Genomic DNA, 17,502 nt, shown 5'->3' with positions numbered 1-17,502 from the left:
TTTTCTCCTGTGGTCGTACGAGCCTCGTCCCACCCCATGACGGGCCACGCATTTCATCTAACAGGGGATTGCCGTTCGATTCGACAACTCCCTTGCCGCACAGTGCGATTCGGACAGATCAAGGCCGACAAAGGCCCCTCCGGAATCACGACGGCCCAACAGTCCTCGTCCCGGTCGGGAGAAAAGGCGACCGGGCGATCGGCGACGGGGGCCGCCCGTACGACTGGCCGGCAGCATGGAGGCGGGGTGCGTCACGCACCCCGCCTCCGTTGCTCCAGGGACCCTTGTCGCTCCGAAGAGTCCCCCGTTACTCCGGAGAGCCGGGAGAGGCCGGAGAAGGGGAAGCGGAAGGAGCGGGAGAGAAGTCCGGCACCGGAATCGGGCGCGAACCGTTCTTCAGCGATTCCGCACCGGCCACGCCGACCAGCGACGCGGCCACCGCGGGCCGCACCGGGACCAGCGGCGGCTCCCCGCGTTCCACCGTGGCCCGGAATCCCTGGAGCACGCGCACCGTGCCCTCGGCCCGCCGCTCCACCGGCTGCCCGTCCAGGGTGAGGGGCGGCGCGGCCCGCTCCTCCTCGTGCGCGACGCCGTCGTCCCGGGTCCAGCCCTCCGCCCGGACGCGGACGGACCAGGACCGCTCGCCCGACGCGCGCACGGACTCGGCCAGCGCCCGGGTGCCGCGGACGGACAGCCAGCTCCAGTGGCTGTCGGGTTCGCCCTGGAGGAAACCGTGGCGGGTCACGGCCAGCGCGCCGGTGGACAGCCTGACGGTCATGACGACGGCCCGGGCCGGGTCCGCCTCGTGCGCCCGGAACGCGGACACCTCCACCGGCCAGGCGTCCGTGAGCGCCAGCACCGGCGAGACGGTGTGCGTGCAGTACGCCGTGGCGGAGATGCGGCCGCGCCAGCTGCCGGGATCACCGATCAGCGCCTCGACGTCCTGCGGCGACATGCCGTGCAGGTAGTCGGCCTCGATCAGGTCGACCCGGCCCAGCTCCCCGGCCCCGATCGCCTGCCGGAGCAGTCGGACGTGCGGGTGGAGGACGTAGTTCTCGGCGAAGGAGTAGGTGGCGGTGGACCGCTCCGCCACCTCGATCAGCCGCCGGCCCTCCTCCTCGTCCACGCAGGCCGCGCACTCGGAGAGCACGTGCACGCCCCGCTCCAGGAACGCGATGGCCAGTGGTGCGTGCGCGTCGAAGTCGTTGGCCAGGACGACCCCGTCCAGGGGGAGCTCCAGCAGGTCCTCCCACCGGTCGGTGAGCACCGCTCCCGGCAGCTCCTCCCGCGCCGCCTCCAGGCGTTCGGCCTCCCGGTCGCAGGCGGCCACCACCTCCATGCCCACCCGCCGGCACCAGCCCGCCAGGTACAGCCCCATCCTCAACCCGATCACAGCGACGCGCATACGCGCATGCTCTCTTGGCGCCGCCCGCCCACGCCAAGCCTTTTCCGGCCGTCCTGCCCGGCACGTACGAGTCCCTGCCCGGCACGTACGAGCCTCTGCCCCGCACGTACGAGCCTCTGCCCCGCACGTACGAACCTCTGCCCCGCACGTACGAACCTCTGCCCCGCACGTACGAACCTCTGCCCGGCGCGTACGGAAAATCCGTTCGGCTCCGCACGGCGCACCGGGCACAGTGCCCGTATGGACGACGACAACGGCGGTGGCGGCGGGGACCGGGGGCTGGACGAGGACGGGACGATCCGGCGGGAGGGCTCGCTGAGCCGGGTGCCCGCGGTGTTCGCCCCCGTGGTGGCGGCGGCCCGGTCCCGGATCTCCGCGGCGTTCGACGGCACGCGACTGCACAGCGCGTACGTCTACGGCAGCATCCCGCGGGGCACGGCCGTGCCCGGCGTCTCCGACCTGGACCTGCTGCTGGCGCTGCACGACGCGCCCACCCCGGCGGACGAGGCCGCGGCCCGCGCCGTCGAGGCCGACCTGGACGCCTCGTCCGACCGGATCGACGGGGTCGGCGTCCTCCTCTCCGACGTCGGAACGCTCACCGGCGAGCTCGAACGCGACGACCTCGGCTTCTTCGTCGCCTGCCTCTGCACGCCGCTGCTGGGCGAGGWCCTCGCCCAGCGGTTGCCGTCCTACCGCCCGACCGGCCGGCTGGCCCGGGAGACCAACGGGGACCTCCATCTGCTGCTCCCCCGGTGGCGGCGAAGGGCCGCCGAAGCCGCCACGGACGCCGAGCGCCGGTACCTCAGCCGCGGGGTCGCCCGTCGGCTCGTCCGTTCCGGCTTCACCCTCGTGATGCCGCGGTGGGGCGGCTGGACCAGTGATCTGGTGGAGTCGGCCGAGGTGTTCGCCCGCTACTACGCCGACCGTCCGGAGCGGGTCGAGCAGCTGCGGTCGGCCGCGCGCGTCGGGCGCGCCCCGTCGGCCGACCCCGCCGTCATCGCGATGCTCGTCGAGGATCTCGCGCCGTGGCTGGCGGCCGAGTACCTCGCGGTGCACGGCCCGAAGGCACCGCGCCCCTGAGCACCGCGCCCCCTGTCGCCCGTTGCTCCGCCGCTCGCGCCTCCACCGATACCGTCCGCCCCCTGCGCGCCACGACCCGCCGCAGCAGTGCCGTCCGTCCGGCCGTCCGTGAACCGGTCCGCTCCCGGTGGCCGATAGAAGGGGTGTGAAGCTGTTGCACCCCTCGGGGGAGGACCGGGACGACGAGGCGCTGCTGCGTGCCGTCGCCGGCGGGGACACGGAAGCGCTGGCGGCGCTCTACGACCGGCACGCCGGCTGGCTGCTCGCCCGGCTGAACAGGCGGTGCGCGGACGGCGAGACCGTGCGGGAGGTGCTCCAGGACACGTTCGTGACGGTCTGGCGCTCCGCCGGTTCGCACCGCGGTGCGCAGGTCGGCGGCTGGCTGTGGGTGATCGCCTCGCGCCGTCTGGTGGACGCGCAGCGGTCGCACGCCCGCGCCCGGCTCGCCGCGCTGGCCGAGCGGGCGGAGCACGAGGAGCGGGCCGCCACCGCGCCGTCCGCCGAGGAGCGGGTGCTCGCCGGTCTGGAGTACGGGGACGTGGGCGCGGCGCTCGACCGGATCTCGCCCGAGCTGCGGGAGGTCCTGCGCGCCACCGTGATCGACGGGCTGACGACCCGTGAGACGGCCCGGCTCCTCGGCATACCGGAGGGCACGGTCAAGACCCGGGCGATGCGGGCCAGGCGCGAGCTGCGCGCCGCGCTGGAACTGCCGGTGCCGGGGGCCGGACCGCTGGGGGGCACGGCATGACCGCGACGGGAGGTGACGGCATGGCCCCGTGGCACGTGTCCGGGGAACTGGCCCGGCGGTACGCGGCGAACGCGCTGCCGGAGACGGACGCCTGGTCCGTGGAGAAGCACGTGGAGGCGTGCGGGGAGTGCGCGGCGGAGGTCTCGGCCGCGGTACGCGCGCGCCGGGAGACGGCCGCGGTGCTGGCCGGGGTGCGGGAGGGGGTACTGGCCGCGGTGGCCGCCGAGGCCGGTGCGCCGGACGGCGCGGGCCCGGTGCGCCGCTCCGCGCCCCGGCCCCGCAGCGGTACGGGCCCGGTGCGCCGTCTGCTGCGCGCCGTACGCGGACCGGGCTCCCGCACCCGTCGCGCCCCTGGCCGGGGGCGTCCGCCCGTCGGTGCGCCGGGGGCCCGGGGCGGGCGTCTGCTGTGGGCCGCGGGGCCCGCGCTGCGCGGGCCGTGGCTGCTGGCGCTGGTGCTGGTGGCCGTCGGGGCCCTCGCCCTGGCGTACGGGGCCGGGCTCGGCGGCGCCGCGCGCCCGCTGCTGCTCGTCGTCGCGCCGGTGCTGCCGCTCGCCGGGGTCGTCGTCTCCTACGGACGGCACACGGACCCGATGCACGAGATCGCCGCGGCCACCCCGTCCGGCGGGCTGCGGCTGCTGCTGACCAGGACCGCCGTGGTGCTGGGCGTGAGCATCCCGGCGCTCACCCTCGCCGGGGCGGCGCTGCCCCCGTCCGCCGCCGGGCCGGGCCCGGCGGCCTGGCTGCTGCCGGGGCTGGCGATGACGCTGGCGGCGCTCGCGCTCGGTTCGTACGTCGGCTGCCGCACCGGCGCCTCGTCCGTGGCCGCCGCCTGGGCGGTCGCCGTCGTCCTGTCCGCGGGCGCCTCGCCCCCCGCCGTCGGGGCACCGGTGACCGAGGCCGCGCGGTACTTCGCCGGTCCCTCCGCACAGGGCGCCTGGGCCGCGGCGGCGCTGCTGTGCGCCGCGCTGCTCGCCGCGCGCCGCAGATCCTTCGACCATCTGGAGACGTCGTGAACGTGAACGGCACCACGGCCGTGAACACGGTGGAGGTCAGGGAACTGACCGTCCGGCACCGCAGGAGGACCGCGCTGGACGCGGTCGACCTCGATTTCGCCCCCGGTGTGCACGGGCTCCTCGGCCCGAACGGGGCGGGCAAGACCTCGCTGATCCGGGTGCTCGCCACGGTCGCGGCACCGTCCGGCGGCCGGGTGGAGCTGCTCGGCAGCCAGGTCGGCGGCCGGGCGGACCACCGCAGCCGGGCGGAGGTCCGGCGCAGGCTCGGCTACCTGCCCCAGGAGTTCGGCCACTACCCGGGCTTCACGGTCCGCGAGTTCGTCTCCTACGTGGCCTGGCTCAAGGAGATGGACGCGGCGGCCGTCCCCGCCGCCGTCGAACGCGCGGTGGACCGGGTGGGCCTGACGGACCGGATCGACGCCCGGGTGAAGACCCTGTCGGGCGGCATGGTGCGACGGGTCGGCATCGCCCAGGCGATCGTCAACGACCCGGACCTGCTCCTGTTCGACGAGCCCACCGCCGGTCTCGACCCGGAGCAGCGGGTCGAGTTCCGGGCGCTGATACGGGAGCTGGGCCGCACGGCCACCGTGATCGTCTCGACCCATCTGGTCGAGGACGTGGCCGCGGCCTGCACCGGGGTCACGCTGATCGAGGCGGGCCGGATCGCGTACCGGGGCACGACGCGCGAGCTGGCGGAGCTCGGCGGCACGGACGACAGGGCGGGCGACGGCGCGGAGCCGGCGGACGGCAACCCCGTCGAGCGCGGCTACACCGCCGCGCTGCGCGCGCACCGGGCGGCGGTGGCGAACCGATGACCACCCCCGCAGGGTCCGTCCGGACCGTGCCCGAGAAGCCCGTGCCCCAAAAGCCCTCGTCCGGGAAGCCCCGGGCCCGCACCGCCCTGCGGACCGAACTCCGGCGCGGGATCGCCCCGTGGACGGGTACCGCCGTCGCCCTCACGCTCCTCGTCCCGCTGTGGAGCAAGGCGGCCCAGTGGCAGGGGAGCTGGGGCGGGACGCAGACCGAGCTGCACGCGGCGGCGACCCTGCTCGCCGGCCCACTCGTCGCCGCGGCGGCCTGCTGGCAGGGCGGCAGGGAGCACCGGCGCCGCACCGCCGAGCTGCTGCTCTCCGTGCCGCGCGGCCGGCTCGCCCGGGTGGTGACGGCCATGGCACCCGTCGCGCTGTGGGCGGCGGCCGGGTATCTGGTCGCGCTGGCCGCGGTGTTCACGGCGACCGCCCCGTACACCGGTGCGGGCGGCCCGTCCCTCGCGATCGCCGTCACGGACCTCGGGTTCCTGCTGTCCGTCGCCCCCGTGGGCTTCGTCGCCGGCCGGCTGGTGCGGTGGCGGCTGGCCGCCCCGGTGCTCGCGGCCGTCCTGTACGTCGCGCTGGGCGCCCCGGGCTATCTGGAGGCGGACGCCCGCTTCCTGAGCCCGGCCGAACAGTTCTCCCTCGAAGGGTCCGTGCCGGTGTGGTGGTTCGCACCGGTCCTGCTGGCCTGGACGGGCGGCGTCGGCGCCGCCGTACTGCTGGCGTACGCGACCCGGCGGCGTCTTCTGGCCGTCGTACCGCTCGTACTGGCGGTCGCGGCCGGGACGGTGATCGCGCGCACGGGCGAGGACCTGCTCCGGGACGACCCGGCCACGACCCGCAAGGTCTGTTCGAAGGCCGCCCCCGGCACTCCGCAGATCTGCCTGGCCGCGCCCGATTCCCGGCTGCTGCCCCGGGTGTCCGAGGCGCTGGAGGGGGTGTTCTCCCGGCTGGAGGGGGTGCCGGGCGCGCCGGTCCGTTACGTGGCCCCGCAGTACGAACCGAAGGACGGCGAGGCCGCCCTCGCGCACGCCGTACGGGGCTGGGGCGTCGCCCGGGACCGGCTGACCGACCCCCGGGCGTACGCGGCGAACACCGCTCTGGGCCTCACCGTCCGCGACTGCCCGGAGGACGGGGCCCGCAGGACCGCCCGGGAGGCCGACCGGATGCAGCGCACCGACGACGCGGTACGGAGCTGGCTGGCCGACGAGGAATCGCCGTGGTACCCGGAGTCCCGCCGGCTCGCCCGCCTCGAAGCCATGCCGGACGCCGACCGCAGGGCCTGGCTCGGCCGCTACCTGGCGACCCGGAAGAGCTGCGCGCCCGCGGAGGTACCGGTCCTGTGAGCACCCGCCCGGCCCCCGCCGTCCCTCTCCCGCCCCTTCCGCGCCTGCGGTCCCGTCCTCCTTTCCTGTATGTCCGTTCCCGCGCGCTCCCGCTCACCGCCGTCACCCTGGTCTGCGTCGCCCTGGTCGCCGCCTGGGCGGCGCACTGGCTGGAGAGCCGGCCGTACTTCGACCACACCGCCCGCGTCCCGGTCGTCGCGCTGGCCCCGCTGCTCGCCTCCGCCGCGATCGGCACCGGTCTGTACACGCACTCCGACGAGCTGGACCGGACCGCGGTGCGCCGCTGGTGGCCGCGCAGGCTGCTGCACCTGCTGGCCCCGACCGCGCTGGCGGTCGGCGCGCTCGCGGCGGCCGTCCCCGGCCACCCGGAGGCGTACGGGGCCCCCGGCATGGTGCGCAACGTGCTCGGCGCGACCGGGGTGGCCGCGGCCTCCGCCGCCCTGATCGGCGCCCGGCCGAGCTGGCTGCCGATGACGGTCTACGGCGGGGCGGTCTACCTGGCGGCGCCGCGCACCCCGGGCGGCGCGGCGGCGGTGTGGGCCTGGCCGATGCAGCCGGGCCCGCAGGTGGCGGCGTGGGCGGTGGCCGTGACGGCGTTCGTGGCCGGGTCGGCCCTCCTCGTGGTGCGCGGCGCGCGCCCGGAACGCGAGTAGCCGACGGCGGCCGGGCCGAACGCCCCACCGCCGCCCACGACGGACGGCCCGGCGCCCCGGCCGGCGTCCGGCGACGGACGGACCCCACGACCCGACCGGCCTCCGGCGACTGACGGACCCGGCGGTCCGACCGGCCTCCGGCACCGGACGGACCCCACGATCCGGCCGACTTCCGCCGACGGACGGCCCGGACGACGCCCGCACCGGCCTCCGGCGACGAACGACCCCGACGCCCGCACCGGCCTCCGGCGGCGGATGGCCCCGGCGGACCGGGCAATCCGCTGGCTTCCGGCCGCGCCGACCGGACAGGATGGCGGGGACCTTGTCCGCCGTCCATCGGAGACCCGCACCATGCCCGACACGCACCGCTCCGACGCCCTCGCCCCCGCCCCCGCCCCCGTCACGCTCGACCGTCGCGAAGGCCCGTACGGCGAGGTCGTCCTGCGGGGGCGCGGTGACGACTTCGAGATCATCGCCAACGGGTGCTTCCTGATGGACACCTCGGACGGGCGCTCCGAGCGGCTGCTGATCGACGCGGCGCTGGCCGCCCTGCCCGCCGACCGGCCGGACCCCTCGGTGCTCATCGGGGGGCTCGGGGTCGGTTTCTCGCTGGCCCGGGCCGCCGCCGAGCCGCGCTGGGGGCGGATCGTCGTGGCCGAGCGGGAGCAGGCGATCGTGGACTGGCACCTGGAGGGTCCGCTGGGCTCCCTCTCCGGCGCGGCGCTCGCCGATCCGCGGACCTCGATCCTGACGGCTGACCTGGTCGCCCACCTGCACACGACCACGGAGCGTTACGACGCCCTGTGCCTGGACATCGACAACGGGCCGGACTGGACGGTCACCGAGGACAACACGAACCTGTACTCGCCCGCCGGTCTGGCGGACTGCATGGAGCGGCTGACGCCGGGCGGCGTTCTCGCGGTGTGGTCCGCCCAGCCTTCCGCCGACTTCGAACAGGCCCTGCGGAATGCCGGATTCAGTGGGGTAAGGACCGAAGAGGTCAGCGTTGCCCGAGGTGTTCCCGACGTGGTGCATCTCGCACTTCGGACGGGCTGAGATCCCCCTCCGGGTATCGACGGCCCCGAAAAGCCCCGGGGCCAAGCATCACAAGGCCGACACTCCGCCACTTCCTCGCGCCCGAGCCGTTACACCCTGCGTAGCCGAGAGCAGTCCGCTGCCTTTACGCTGCTGACCCGTAACGGGGTCACCCACGAAATCCACAAGCGAAGACCGTGCGTCCGGGGGTACGGCCCCCGCGAGGACGGGCAGGGGCGGGGCGATGGAACAGACACACACCACCCACAACAACGTCGCGGCCACCCCGGGAGCGCAGCGCCGGGTGCTGGTGGTCGAGGACGACGCCACGATCGTCGATGCCATTTCCGCCCGGCTGCGGGCCGAGGGCTTTCTGGTGCAGACCGCACTCGACGGCCCCGCGGCGGTGGACGCGGCCGAGGCCTGGCAGCCCGACCTGATGGTGCTCGACATCATGCTTCCCGGCTTCGACGGCCTGGAGGTCTGCCGCCGGGTGCAGGCCCAGCGGCCGGTGCCGGTGCTGATGCTGACGGCGCGGGACGACGAGACCGACATGCTGGTCGGCCTCGGGGTCGGCGCCGACGACTACATGACCAAGCCGTTCTCGATGCGCGAGCTGGCGGCCCGGGTGCACGTCCTGCTGCGCCGGGTCGAGCGCGCGGCGCTGGCCGCGGTGACGCCGCGGAGCGGGATACTGCGCCTCGGCGAGCTGGAGATCGACCACGCCCAGCGGCGGGTCCGGGTGCGCGCCGAGGACGTCCACCTCACACCGACCGAGTTCGACCTGCTGGTCTGTCTGGCGAACACCCCGCGCGCCGTCCTGTCCCGGGAGCAGTTGCTGGCCGAGGTCTGGGACTGGGCGGACGCCTCCGGCACCCGCACCGTGGACAGCCACATCAAGGCGCTGCGCCGGAAGATCGGCGCGGAGCGGATCCGCACCGTGCACGGTGTCGGCTACGCCCTGGAGACCCCGGCCCCATGACCGCCTCCGGCCCCGGGCTGAGGCCCTTCTCCGTCAAGGCCAAGCTGGGCACGCTCGTGGTGGTCTCGGTGTTCATCACCACCGGGCTGCTGATGGTGGCCGTGCGCACCCGGACCGAGCTGCGGTTCATCACGGTGTTCTCGGTGATCGCGACCCTGCTGATCACGCAGTTCGTGGCGCACGGCCTGACGGCGCCGCTGGACGAGATGACGACGGTGGCCCGGTCGATATCGCACGGCGACTACACCCGGCGGGTGAGCGGTGCCGACCGGCGCGACGAGCTGGGCGACCTGGCCCAGACGATCAACCTCATGGCGGACGACCTGGAGGCGGTGGACCGACATCGCAAGGAGCTGGTCGCCAACGTCTCGCACGAGTTGCGCACCCCCATCGCGGCGCTGAGAGCCGTGCTGGAGAACGTCGTGGACGGGGTGTCCTCGGCCGATCCGGAGACCATGCGCACCGCGCTGAAGCAGACCGAGCGGCTCGGCCGGCTGGTGGAGACGCTGCTGGACCTGTCCCGGCTGGACAACGGGGTGGTCACGCTCAAGGCCCGCCGCTTCGAGGTGTGGCCCTACCTGTCGGGGGTGCTGAAGGAGGCGAACCTCGCCGTCTCGCACCGCAGGCTGTCGTCCGGCTCCGGGAACCACACCCGCAAGGATGTGCACCTGCATCTGGACGTCTCGCCGCCCGAGCTGACCGCGCACGCGGACGCGGAACGCCTGCACCAGGTGGTGGCCAATCTGATCGACAACGCTGTCAAGCACAGCCCGCCGCACGGCCGGGTCACCGTGCTGGCGCGGCGCGGGGCCGGGCCGGAATCCCTCGTGCTGGAGGTCCTGGACGAGGGGCCGGGCATTCCGGAGGCGGAGCGGCACCGGGTCTTCGAGCGTTTCAACCGGGGCGAGGTGCCGTCCCCGCACGGTCCGGGCAGCGACGGGGGCACCGGGCTCGGCCTGGCGATCGCCCGCTGGGCGGTGGATCTGCACGGCGGGCGCATCGGTGTGGCCGAATCTGCTCGCGGCTGCCGAATTCAGGTCACTCTTCCGGGGACCACACAACCGCGAGGTTGACATAGGGTTCGAACCGGAAGGGCACGTTCTGCGTGTTCCGTTCAAGGGGTGCGATCCAGGGGGCCGCAGCCCCTGTTCGGCGTACCCGCAGCGAAGCGGAACCATGCTTGTTTCCCGCCATTTCCTGCCCCGAAACCCGCCTTCCGGTGTGACTTGCGCGACGAAGACCGGCCCGGCCTGCAAGTAACGGCCCGGGAGGCGTAGCCTTGATTTCCGCTGTCCATCACCTTGTGAAGCGGAAGAGGGCGGTTGCCGCCGTGTCGTCTCAGTCCCCCAGTAACTCGAGCATCTCGACCGACCAAGCCAGCACGGGTGCGAACCCCGCCGCGGCTTTCGGGCCCAATGAGTGGCTCGTCGACGAGATCTACCAGCAGTACCTCCAGGACCCCAATTCGGTCGATCGCGCCTGGTGGGACTTCTTCGCCGACTACAAGCCGGGCGCGTCCGGCACGGCGGACAAGCCCGTTCCCGGCACCCCGGCCCCGGCGGCCCCGGTGACCCCGGCCGCTCCCGCACAGACCGCTCCGGCGCAGGCTCCCGCGCCGGCCGCGAAGACCCCGGCGCCCGCGGCTCCGGCCCCGGCTCCCGCACAGGCCGCCGCCGCTGCCCCGGCGAAGGCCGCGCCGGCCCCGGCCGCGAAGGCCGCCCCGGCCACCGAGGCCGCCGAGGGCCCCGAGTACGTGACGCTGCGCGGCCCGTCGGCCGCCGTCGCGAAGAACATGAACGCCTCGCTGGAGCTGCCGACGGCCACGTCCGTCCGCGCCGTCCCGGTGAAGCTGCTCTTCGACAACCGCATCGTCATCAACAACCACCTCAAGCGCGCCCGGGGCGGGAAGATCTCCTTCACGCACCTCATCGGGTACGCGATGGTGCAGGCCATCAAGGCCATGCCGGCGATGAACCACTCCTTCGCGATGAAGGACGGCAAGCCGACCCTGGTCAAGCCCGAGCACGTGAACTTCGGCCTGGCCATCGACCTGGTGAAGCCGAACGGCGACCGCCAGCTCGTCGTCGCCGGCATCAAGAAGGCCGAGACGCTCAACTTCTTCGAGTTCTGGCAGGCCTACGAGGACATCGTCCGCCGCGCCCGCAACGGCAAGCTGACGATGGACGACTTCTCGGGCGTCACCGTCTCCCTGACGAACCCGGGCGGTCTCGGCACGGTCCACTCGGTCCCCCGTCTGATGCCCGGTCAGTCGGTCATCATGGGCGTCGGCTCGATGGACTACCCGGCCGAGTTCCAGGGCACGTCGCAGGACACCCTGAACAAGCTGGGCATCTCCAAGGTCATGACGCTGACCTCGACGTACGACCACCGGGTCATCCAGGGCGCCGCCTCCGGCGAGTTCCTGCGCATCGTCTCCCAGCTCCTGCTCGGCGAGAACGAGTTCTACGACGAGATCTTCAAGTCGCTGCGCATCCCGTACGAGCCGGTCCGCTGGCTGACGGACATCGACGCCTCGCACGACAACGACGTGACCAAGGCCGCACGGGTCTTCGAGCTGATCCACTCCTACCGGGTCCGCGGTCACGTCATGGCCGACACCGACCCGCTGGAGTACCGCCAGCGCAAGCACCCCGACCTGGACATCACCGAGCACGGCCTCACCCTGTGGGACCTGGAGCGCGACTTCGCGGTCGGCGGTTTCGCCGGCAAGTCGATGATGAAGCTCCGCGACATCCTCGGCGTGCTCCGTGAGTCGTACTGCCGCACCACCGGCATCGAGTTCATGCACATCCAGGATCCGAAGCAGCGCAAGTGGATCCAGGACCGGGTGGAGCGCACCCGCACCCAGCAGCCCGAGCGCGAGGAGCAGCTGCGCATCCTGCGCCGGCTGAACGCGGCCGAGGCGTTCGAGACCTTCCTGCAGACCAAGTACGTCGGCCAGAAGCGGTTCTCGCTGGAGGGCGGCGAGTCCGTCATCCCGCTGCTCGACGCGGTCATCGACTCCGCCGCCGAGGCCCGCCTCGACGAGGTCGTCATCGGCATGGCCCACCGCGGCCGGCTGAACGTGCTGGCGAACATCGTCGGCAAGTCGTACGCCCAGATCTTCCGCGAGTTCGAGGGCAACCTCGACCCCCGGTCGATGCACGGCTCCGGCGACGTGAAGTACCACCTGGGCGCCGAGGGCACCTTCACCGGTCTGGACGGCGAGCAGATCAAGGTCTCGCTGGCCGCCAACCCCTCGCACCTGGAGGCGGTCGACCCGGTCCTGGAGGGCATCGCCCGCGCCAAGCAGGACATCATCAACAAGGGCGGCACGGACTTCACCGTCCTGCCCGTCGCCCTCCACGGCGACGCGGCCTTCGCGGGCCAGGGCGTCGTCGCCGAGACGCTCAACATGTCGCAGCTGCGCGGCTACCGCACCGGCGGCACCGTGCACGTGGTGATCAACAACCAGGTCGGCTTCACCGCCGCCCCGGAGTCCTCGCGCTCCTCGATGTACGCCACCGACGTGGCGCGCATGATCGAGGCCCCGATCATCCACGTCAACGGCGACGACCCCGAGGCCGTCGTCCGCGTGGCCCGGCTGGCCTTCGAGTTCCGGCAGGCGTTCAACAAGGACGTCGTGATCGACCTCATCTGCTACCGCCGCCGCGGTCACAACGAGGGCGACAACCCGGAGTTCACCAACCCGCAGATGTACACCCTGATCGACAAGAAGCGCTCGGTGCGCAAGCTCTACACCGAGTCCCTCATCGGTCGCGGCGACATCACGCTGGAAGAGGCCGAGCAGGCGCTCCAGGACTTCCAGGGCCAGCTGGAGAAGGTCTTCGCGGAGGTCCGCGAGGCCACCTCGCTGCCGGCCCCGGCGCACTCCCCCGAGGTCCAGCCGGAGTTCCCGGTCGCCGTGACCACCGCGGTCTCCCAGGAGGTCGTGAAGGTCATCGCGGAGTCCCAGGTCAACATCCCCGACCGGATCACCGTCCACCCCCGTCTGATGCCGCAGATGCAGCGCCGCGCGGCCTCGGTGGAGAACGGCACGATCGACTGGGGCATGGGCGAGACCCTGGCCATCGGTTCGCTGCTGATGGAGGGCACCCCGGTCCGGCTCGCCGGCCAGGACAGCCGCCGCGGCACCTTCGGCCAGCGCCACGCGGTCCTCGTCGACCAGGTGACCGGCGAGGACTACACCCCGCTGCTCTACCTCTCCGACGACCAGGCCCGTTACAACGTCTACGACTCGCTGCTCAGCGAGTACGCGGCGATGGGCTTCGAGTACGGCTACTCGCTGGCCCGCCCCGAGTCGCTGGTCATCTGGGAGGCCCAGTTCGGTGACTTCGTCAACGGCGCGCAGACCGTCGTCGACGAGTTCATCTCCTCGGCCGAGCAGAAGTGGGGCCAGACCTCCGGCGTCACGCTGCTGCTGCCGCACGGCTACGAGGGCCAGGGCCCGGACCACTCGTCCGCCCGCCCGGAGCGCTTCCTCACGCTGTGCGCGCAGAACAACATGACGGTCGCCATGCCGACCCTGCCGTCGAACTACTTCCACCTCCTGCGGTGGCAGGTGCACAACCCGCACCACAAGCCGCTGATCGTCTTCACCCCGAAGTCGATGCTCCGTCTCAAGGCGGCCGCGTCGAAGGTGGAGGAGTTCACCAGTGGCGGCTTCCGCCCGGTGATCGGCGACGACTCGGTGAACCCGGCCGACGTCCGCAAGGTCGTCTTCTGCGCCGGCAAGGTCTACTACGACCTGGAGGCCGAGCGCGCCAAGCGCGGCGTCACGGACACCGCGATCATCCGTCTGGAGCGCCTGTACCCGCTGCCGGGTGCCGAGATCCAGGCCGAGATCGCCAAGTACCCGAACGCCGAGAAGTACCTCTGGACCCAGGAGGAGCCGGCCAACCAGGGCGCCTGGCCGTTCATCGCCCTGAACCTGATCGACCACCTGGACCTGGCCGTCGGTGCCGACGTCCCGCACGGTGAGCGCCTGCGCCGCATCTCGCGCCCGCACAGCTCGTCCCCGGCGGTCGGCTCGGCCAAGCGCCACCAGGCCGAGCAGGCCCAGCTGGTCGCCGAGGTCTTCGAGGCCTGACCCGCTGCCGGACGAAAGGGGCCCGTTCCCGCGAGACGATCGCGGGGGCGGGCCCCTCGGCTGTTGAAAACCGGAACCGCAGAAGAGCATCAGCCGATCAACGGTTCAAAGCTCCACCGCCCCATCCCCGGCCGAGGCGATGCAGACCGATCCAGGAGAAGGCGTTCGTCACCCTCGACGGCGCCCTGCTGCCGATCGACCGCATTTGCCACGTGCCGAATCCATGGAATACCCCTGCCGTGGTGACGGAATCAGATCATCTGCGGCTCGAAGTCCCAGTACGGCCGGTTGCGGGAGCGGGCCGAGACGGTGTGGACGTGCTGGTCGCCCAGGGTCGCCCTCAGGTCCTCCAGCGCCTCCGTCTCGACCTTGTCCGCGCGCTGCCGCTCGCGGAGGCCGCGCAGGTCCGCGGCGTGCGCGATGCGGACGGAGAGGGTCAGCGGGTGGAGCCGGCCGAGGACCTCGGTGGCCCTCGTGGCGACGGCGTCCGTCAGCGCGGCCGCGGATTCCGGGTCGCCCACCAGGTTGCGCAGCGCGGAGGCGTTGATCGCGCAGCCCAGGGTCCAGGGGTGGTGCTCGCCCAGGGCCCGGGTCATGTCGGCGAGCGCCTGTTCCAGGAGGGCGTGGGCCTGATCGCGTTCGCCCACGTTGCGCAGGATCAGGGCGTGGTTGGCGCGGGTTCCCGCCACGTACGGGTGTTCCTCGCCAAGCATGTCCGTGTAGCCGCCGACCACCTTCTCGCTTATGGCCCTGGCCTGGTCGATGTCGGCGTGCTCCCGGGCGAAGAAGCTCTGGCTGGCCGCGAACATCATCGTCAGCGGGTCGTTCTCGCCGAGCACCCGCTCGCATCGTTCGAGGACCCGGGTGAACAGGGCCGCGGCCTTGGACCGCTCCCCCGAACGGTACTGGCACAGCGCGAGGTTGTGCTCGGCGCGCAGGGTCTGCGGGTTGTCCTGGCCCATGACCAGGCGGTGCACCCGGACGCTCTGGTTCTGGAGCGACAGGGCGTCGCCGTACCGGCCGAGCAGCCGCAGGTCGGTGGCGTAGTTGATCTCGGAGTAGAGCGTCCAGCTGTGGCGTGGCCGCAGCAGCTGGCGGCGGGCGTCCAGGGTGCGCCGGTTGAGTTCGAGCGCTTCCTCGTACCGGCCCAGCAGGCGCAGTGACGTACCCAGGTTGTTCTGCGCGCTGAGCGTGCGCGCGTCCTGGTCGCCCAGCAGTTCGCGGTAGGACGTCAGGATCCAGGTCGACATCTCCAGCGCCTCGTCGTACCGGCCCAGGCCCCGCAGGTCGGCGGCGAGGCCGCCGGCGGCGCGCAGGTGTTCCAGGTCCTGTGCGCCGCGTTCCTCGCGCAGGTGGTCGACCGCGGCGCGTTCGATGGCTTCCGTTCCGGCGTAGTCGCCGACGGCCCGCAGCAGGTTCGCGTAGTGGTGGCTGAGGTCCCAGACCCGGGGGTGGTTCTCGCCGAGGAGTTCCCGCCAGGCCCGCATCGCGCGTTGGCCCAGCTTGATGCCGGCCCGGTACTCGCCGGAGAGGTACATGTAGCGCAGGCAGTTGAGGACCAGGCCGTGCACGGCCGGGTCGGTGCTCATCAGTACGTCGGCCCACTTCAGGTGCGGGGTGATCTCGGCGTAGGCGGGCCACAGCCGGGTGTCGTGGGGGCGGCCGGGGTCCGCGGCGGCGAGGGCCCTGCGGACCACGTCGATGAACTCGTCGCGGTCCCGTTCCGGCATGTCCTTGCCGACGATCTGGTGGACCATGCGGTGCATGTAGAGCGATTCGCCGGACGACGACTCCTCGCCGGCCGTCTCGTGGGACTCCAGGCGGACCACGGAGTACTGGCGGAGCTGGCCGATCGCCTTGTTCCACAGCAGCGGGTCGTTCATCAGGCCGGAGAGCTGTTCCGGCAGATCGCCGGGGGGCATCTCCCGCAGCAGCCGCACGGGGATGGAGCCGGGGGCGAAGAAGCTGCACAGCCGCAGCAGGTCGACGGATTCCGGGACCGTCTCCTTGAGCTTGTTCAGCAGTATCGACCAGGCGGTCTGGAAGGCGAGCGGGAAGTCGGCGGAGACCTTGACGACGTCCTGGTCGATGCCGCCTTCGAGGAGTTCGATGTACTCCTCGACGGACATGTCGGAGTCGTTGAGCCAGCCCGCTGTCTGGTCGAGGAGCAGCGGGAGGTCTTCGAGGGCCTCGGCGAGCCGGCCGGCCTCGTCCTGGGTCAGGCGCGGTGCGCGGCGGCGGATGAAGGCGACCGACTCGTCACGGTCGTAGACCGGGACCTCGACGAGGTTGCTGTTGTGCTCGCTCCACTCCGGGTTGCGGGAGGTGATCAGCACGTGTCCGGGGCCGGTGGGGACCAGGTCCCAGATGTGTTCGGGTTCGTCCGCGCCGTCCAGGACCAGCAGCCAGTGGGAGTGCGGCTCGCCGCGGCGCAGCGCGTCGCGCACCGCCCGCAGCCGCTCCCCGTACTCGACGCCGGTGGACAGCCCCAGTTCGGGGGCGAGTTCGGCGAGCTTCTGCCGGTAGAGGGCGCGGCGGTCGGCGGGCACCCACCACACGACGTCGTACTCGGAGCCGAACCGGTAGACGTACTCCGCGGCCAGCTGCGTCTTGCCGACACCGGACATGCCGTGCAGGGCCACGACCCCGGCGCCGGAGCCCGCGTCCTGGAGGGCCTCGTACGTCCTGGCGAGCAGCTCGTCGCGGCCGGTGAACCGGGTGTTGCGGCGCGGGACCCCGCCCCACACCTCGGGCGTGTCGGCCGGGTACCGGGGCCCCGGCCGGGCCTCGGCCGCCTCGGGCAGCGGGCCGGTGGGCAGGCCCAGCCGGACCAGGAGCCGGCGCTCGGCCTCCTCGGCGCCGACGTTGGTCAGGTCGGCCGCGCCGAGGGCCGAGGTGGCACCGGGCAGGGCGGAGGTGGTGACGCAGACGGCGGCGAAGCGGTCGGGGTCGGGGGCCACGACCTCGCGCAGCGCCCTGTTCCACTCCTCGTGGCCGCGCGGGCCCAGCTGGAAGTACCAGTCGCTGAGGATCACCAGGACCTGGCCGCGGGAGAGCGTCAGATCGCGCAGCGACTCCTCCAGCGGCACCTCCACCGGCGGGTCCCAGCGCTGTTGGACGACCGTCACCCCGCGCCGCTCCAGCCGGTCCCCGATCCACGCCGCCCAGGCACGGTTGAAACCGGCGAAACTGATGGTGACGGTTTGCGTCCCGGTTGCTCCAACTTGCTTACGCGTTCCGGGCATTCAACCGTCTCCCTGCCTCGATCCGAGCCTTGTCAACATACACCGGAGCACGGTCGCTCCGGCGGACGATCCC

The 17,502-nt window shown here is 72.8% G+C and carries 12 protein-coding genes; 10 read left to right on the top strand and 2 right to left on the bottom strand.

Annotated features, from left to right (window positions below; all coding sequences use genetic code 11):
- Positions 1-307: 307 nt before the first annotated feature.
- A complete protein-coding gene (locus EAO76_RS30945; protein WP_148839181.1) occupies positions 308-1,405 on the bottom strand; it encodes a Gfo/Idh/MocA family protein in 1,098 nt (365 codons plus the stop codon).
- Positions 1,406-1,645: 240 nt separating this feature from the next.
- Between EAO76_RS30945 and EAO76_RS30940 the strand changes: the two genes are divergently transcribed.
- The 10 genes from EAO76_RS30940 to EAO76_RS30890 all read left to right on the top strand — a co-directional run bounded on the left by EAO76_RS30940 (position 1,646) and on the right by EAO76_RS30890 (position 14,184).
- Entirely contained in the window at positions 1,646-2,485 is an 840-nt protein-coding gene (locus EAO76_RS30940) for a nucleotidyltransferase (RefSeq protein WP_148839180.1), read from the top strand.
- A gap of 145 nt (positions 2,486-2,630) precedes the next feature.
- On the top strand, positions 2,631-3,233 hold the full coding sequence (locus EAO76_RS30935) for an RNA polymerase sigma factor (RefSeq protein WP_148839179.1): 603 nt from the start codon (positions 2,631-2,633) through the stop codon (positions 3,231-3,233).
- The gene (locus EAO76_RS30930) at positions 3,230-4,246 is read left to right on the top strand and encodes a zf-HC2 domain-containing protein (RefSeq protein WP_262375845.1); all 1,017 of its coding nucleotides are present in this window, start codon (positions 3,230-3,232) and stop codon (positions 4,244-4,246) included. The genes EAO76_RS30935 and EAO76_RS30930 overlap by 4 nt, the downstream gene beginning before the upstream one ends.
- Positions 4,247-4,248: 2 nt before the next feature.
- Entirely contained in the window at positions 4,249-5,061 is an 813-nt protein-coding gene (locus EAO76_RS30925) for an ABC transporter ATP-binding protein (protein ID WP_148840403.1), read from the top strand.
- On the top strand, positions 5,058-6,404 hold the full coding sequence (locus EAO76_RS30920; protein ID WP_262375844.1) for an ABC transporter permease: 1,347 nt from the start codon (positions 5,058-5,060) through the stop codon (positions 6,402-6,404). The genes EAO76_RS30925 and EAO76_RS30920 overlap by 4 nt, the downstream gene beginning before the upstream one ends.
- A gap of 44 nt (positions 6,405-6,448) precedes the next feature.
- Positions 6,449-7,057: a hypothetical protein gene (locus EAO76_RS30915; protein ID WP_148840401.1), complete on the top strand. Its 609-nt coding sequence runs from the start codon at positions 6,449-6,451 to the stop codon at positions 7,055-7,057.
- 351 nt (positions 7,058-7,408) lie between these two features.
- Positions 7,409-8,113, top strand: coding sequence for a spermidine synthase (locus tag EAO76_RS30910; protein ID WP_148839178.1), 705 nt, complete (start codon positions 7,409-7,411; stop codon positions 8,111-8,113).
- 223 nt (positions 8,114-8,336) lie between these two features.
- Positions 8,337-9,074: a response regulator transcription factor gene (locus EAO76_RS30905; protein WP_148839177.1), complete on the top strand. Its 738-nt coding sequence runs from the start codon at positions 8,337-8,339 to the stop codon at positions 9,072-9,074.
- Positions 9,071-10,147, top strand: a complete 1,077-nt coding sequence (locus EAO76_RS30900; RefSeq protein ID WP_148839176.1) for an ATP-binding protein — start codon at positions 9,071-9,073, stop codon at positions 10,145-10,147. Before EAO76_RS30905 ends, EAO76_RS30900 begins: the two co-directional genes overlap by 4 nt.
- Positions 10,148-10,404: 257 nt before the next feature.
- Complete coding sequence (locus tag EAO76_RS30890; protein WP_148839174.1) at positions 10,405-14,184, top strand: multifunctional oxoglutarate decarboxylase/oxoglutarate dehydrogenase thiamine pyrophosphate-binding subunit/dihydrolipoyllysine-residue succinyltransferase subunit; 3,780 nt, start codon at positions 10,405-10,407, stop codon at positions 14,182-14,184.
- 251 nt (positions 14,185-14,435) lie between these two features.
- Here the strand turns inward: EAO76_RS30890 and fxsT are convergent, their stop codons facing one another.
- Positions 14,436-17,429, bottom strand: a complete 2,994-nt coding sequence (gene fxsT / locus EAO76_RS30885; RefSeq protein ID WP_148839173.1) for an FxSxx-COOH system tetratricopeptide repeat protein — start codon at positions 17,427-17,429, stop codon at positions 14,436-14,438.
- Between the last annotated feature and the right edge of the window lie 73 nt (positions 17,430-17,502).

Origin of the sequence: Streptomyces sp. sk2.1, assembly GCF_008120935.1 — a bacterium.
Lineage (GTDB): Bacteria > Actinomycetota > Actinomycetes > Streptomycetales > Streptomycetaceae > Streptomyces.
Note: the sequence above shows the minus strand (reverse complement) of the source record. Positions and strands in the feature narration are given on the sequence as shown.

Coding starts and splice junctions, on each gene's coding strand:
- EAO76_RS30945 (WP_148839181.1), bottom strand. CDS start 1,405: ATGCGCGTCGCTGTGATCGGGTTGAGGATGGGGCTGTACCTGGCGGGC.
- fxsT (WP_148839173.1), bottom strand. CDS start 17,429: ATGCCCGGAACGCGTAAGCAAGTTGGAGCAACCGGGACGCAAACCGTC.
- EAO76_RS30930 (WP_262375845.1), top strand. CDS start 3,230: ATGACCGCGACGGGAGGTGACGGCATGGCCCCGTGGCACGTGTCCGGG.
- EAO76_RS30920 (WP_262375844.1), top strand. CDS start 5,058: ATGACCACCCCCGCAGGGTCCGTCCGGACCGTGCCCGAGAAGCCCGTG.
- EAO76_RS30905 (WP_148839177.1), top strand. CDS start 8,337: ATGGAACAGACACACACCACCCACAACAACGTCGCGGCCACCCCGGGA.
- EAO76_RS30900 (WP_148839176.1), top strand. CDS start 9,071: ATGACCGCCTCCGGCCCCGGGCTGAGGCCCTTCTCCGTCAAGGCCAAG.
- EAO76_RS30910 (WP_148839178.1), top strand. CDS start 7,409: ATGCCCGACACGCACCGCTCCGACGCCCTCGCCCCCGCCCCCGCCCCC.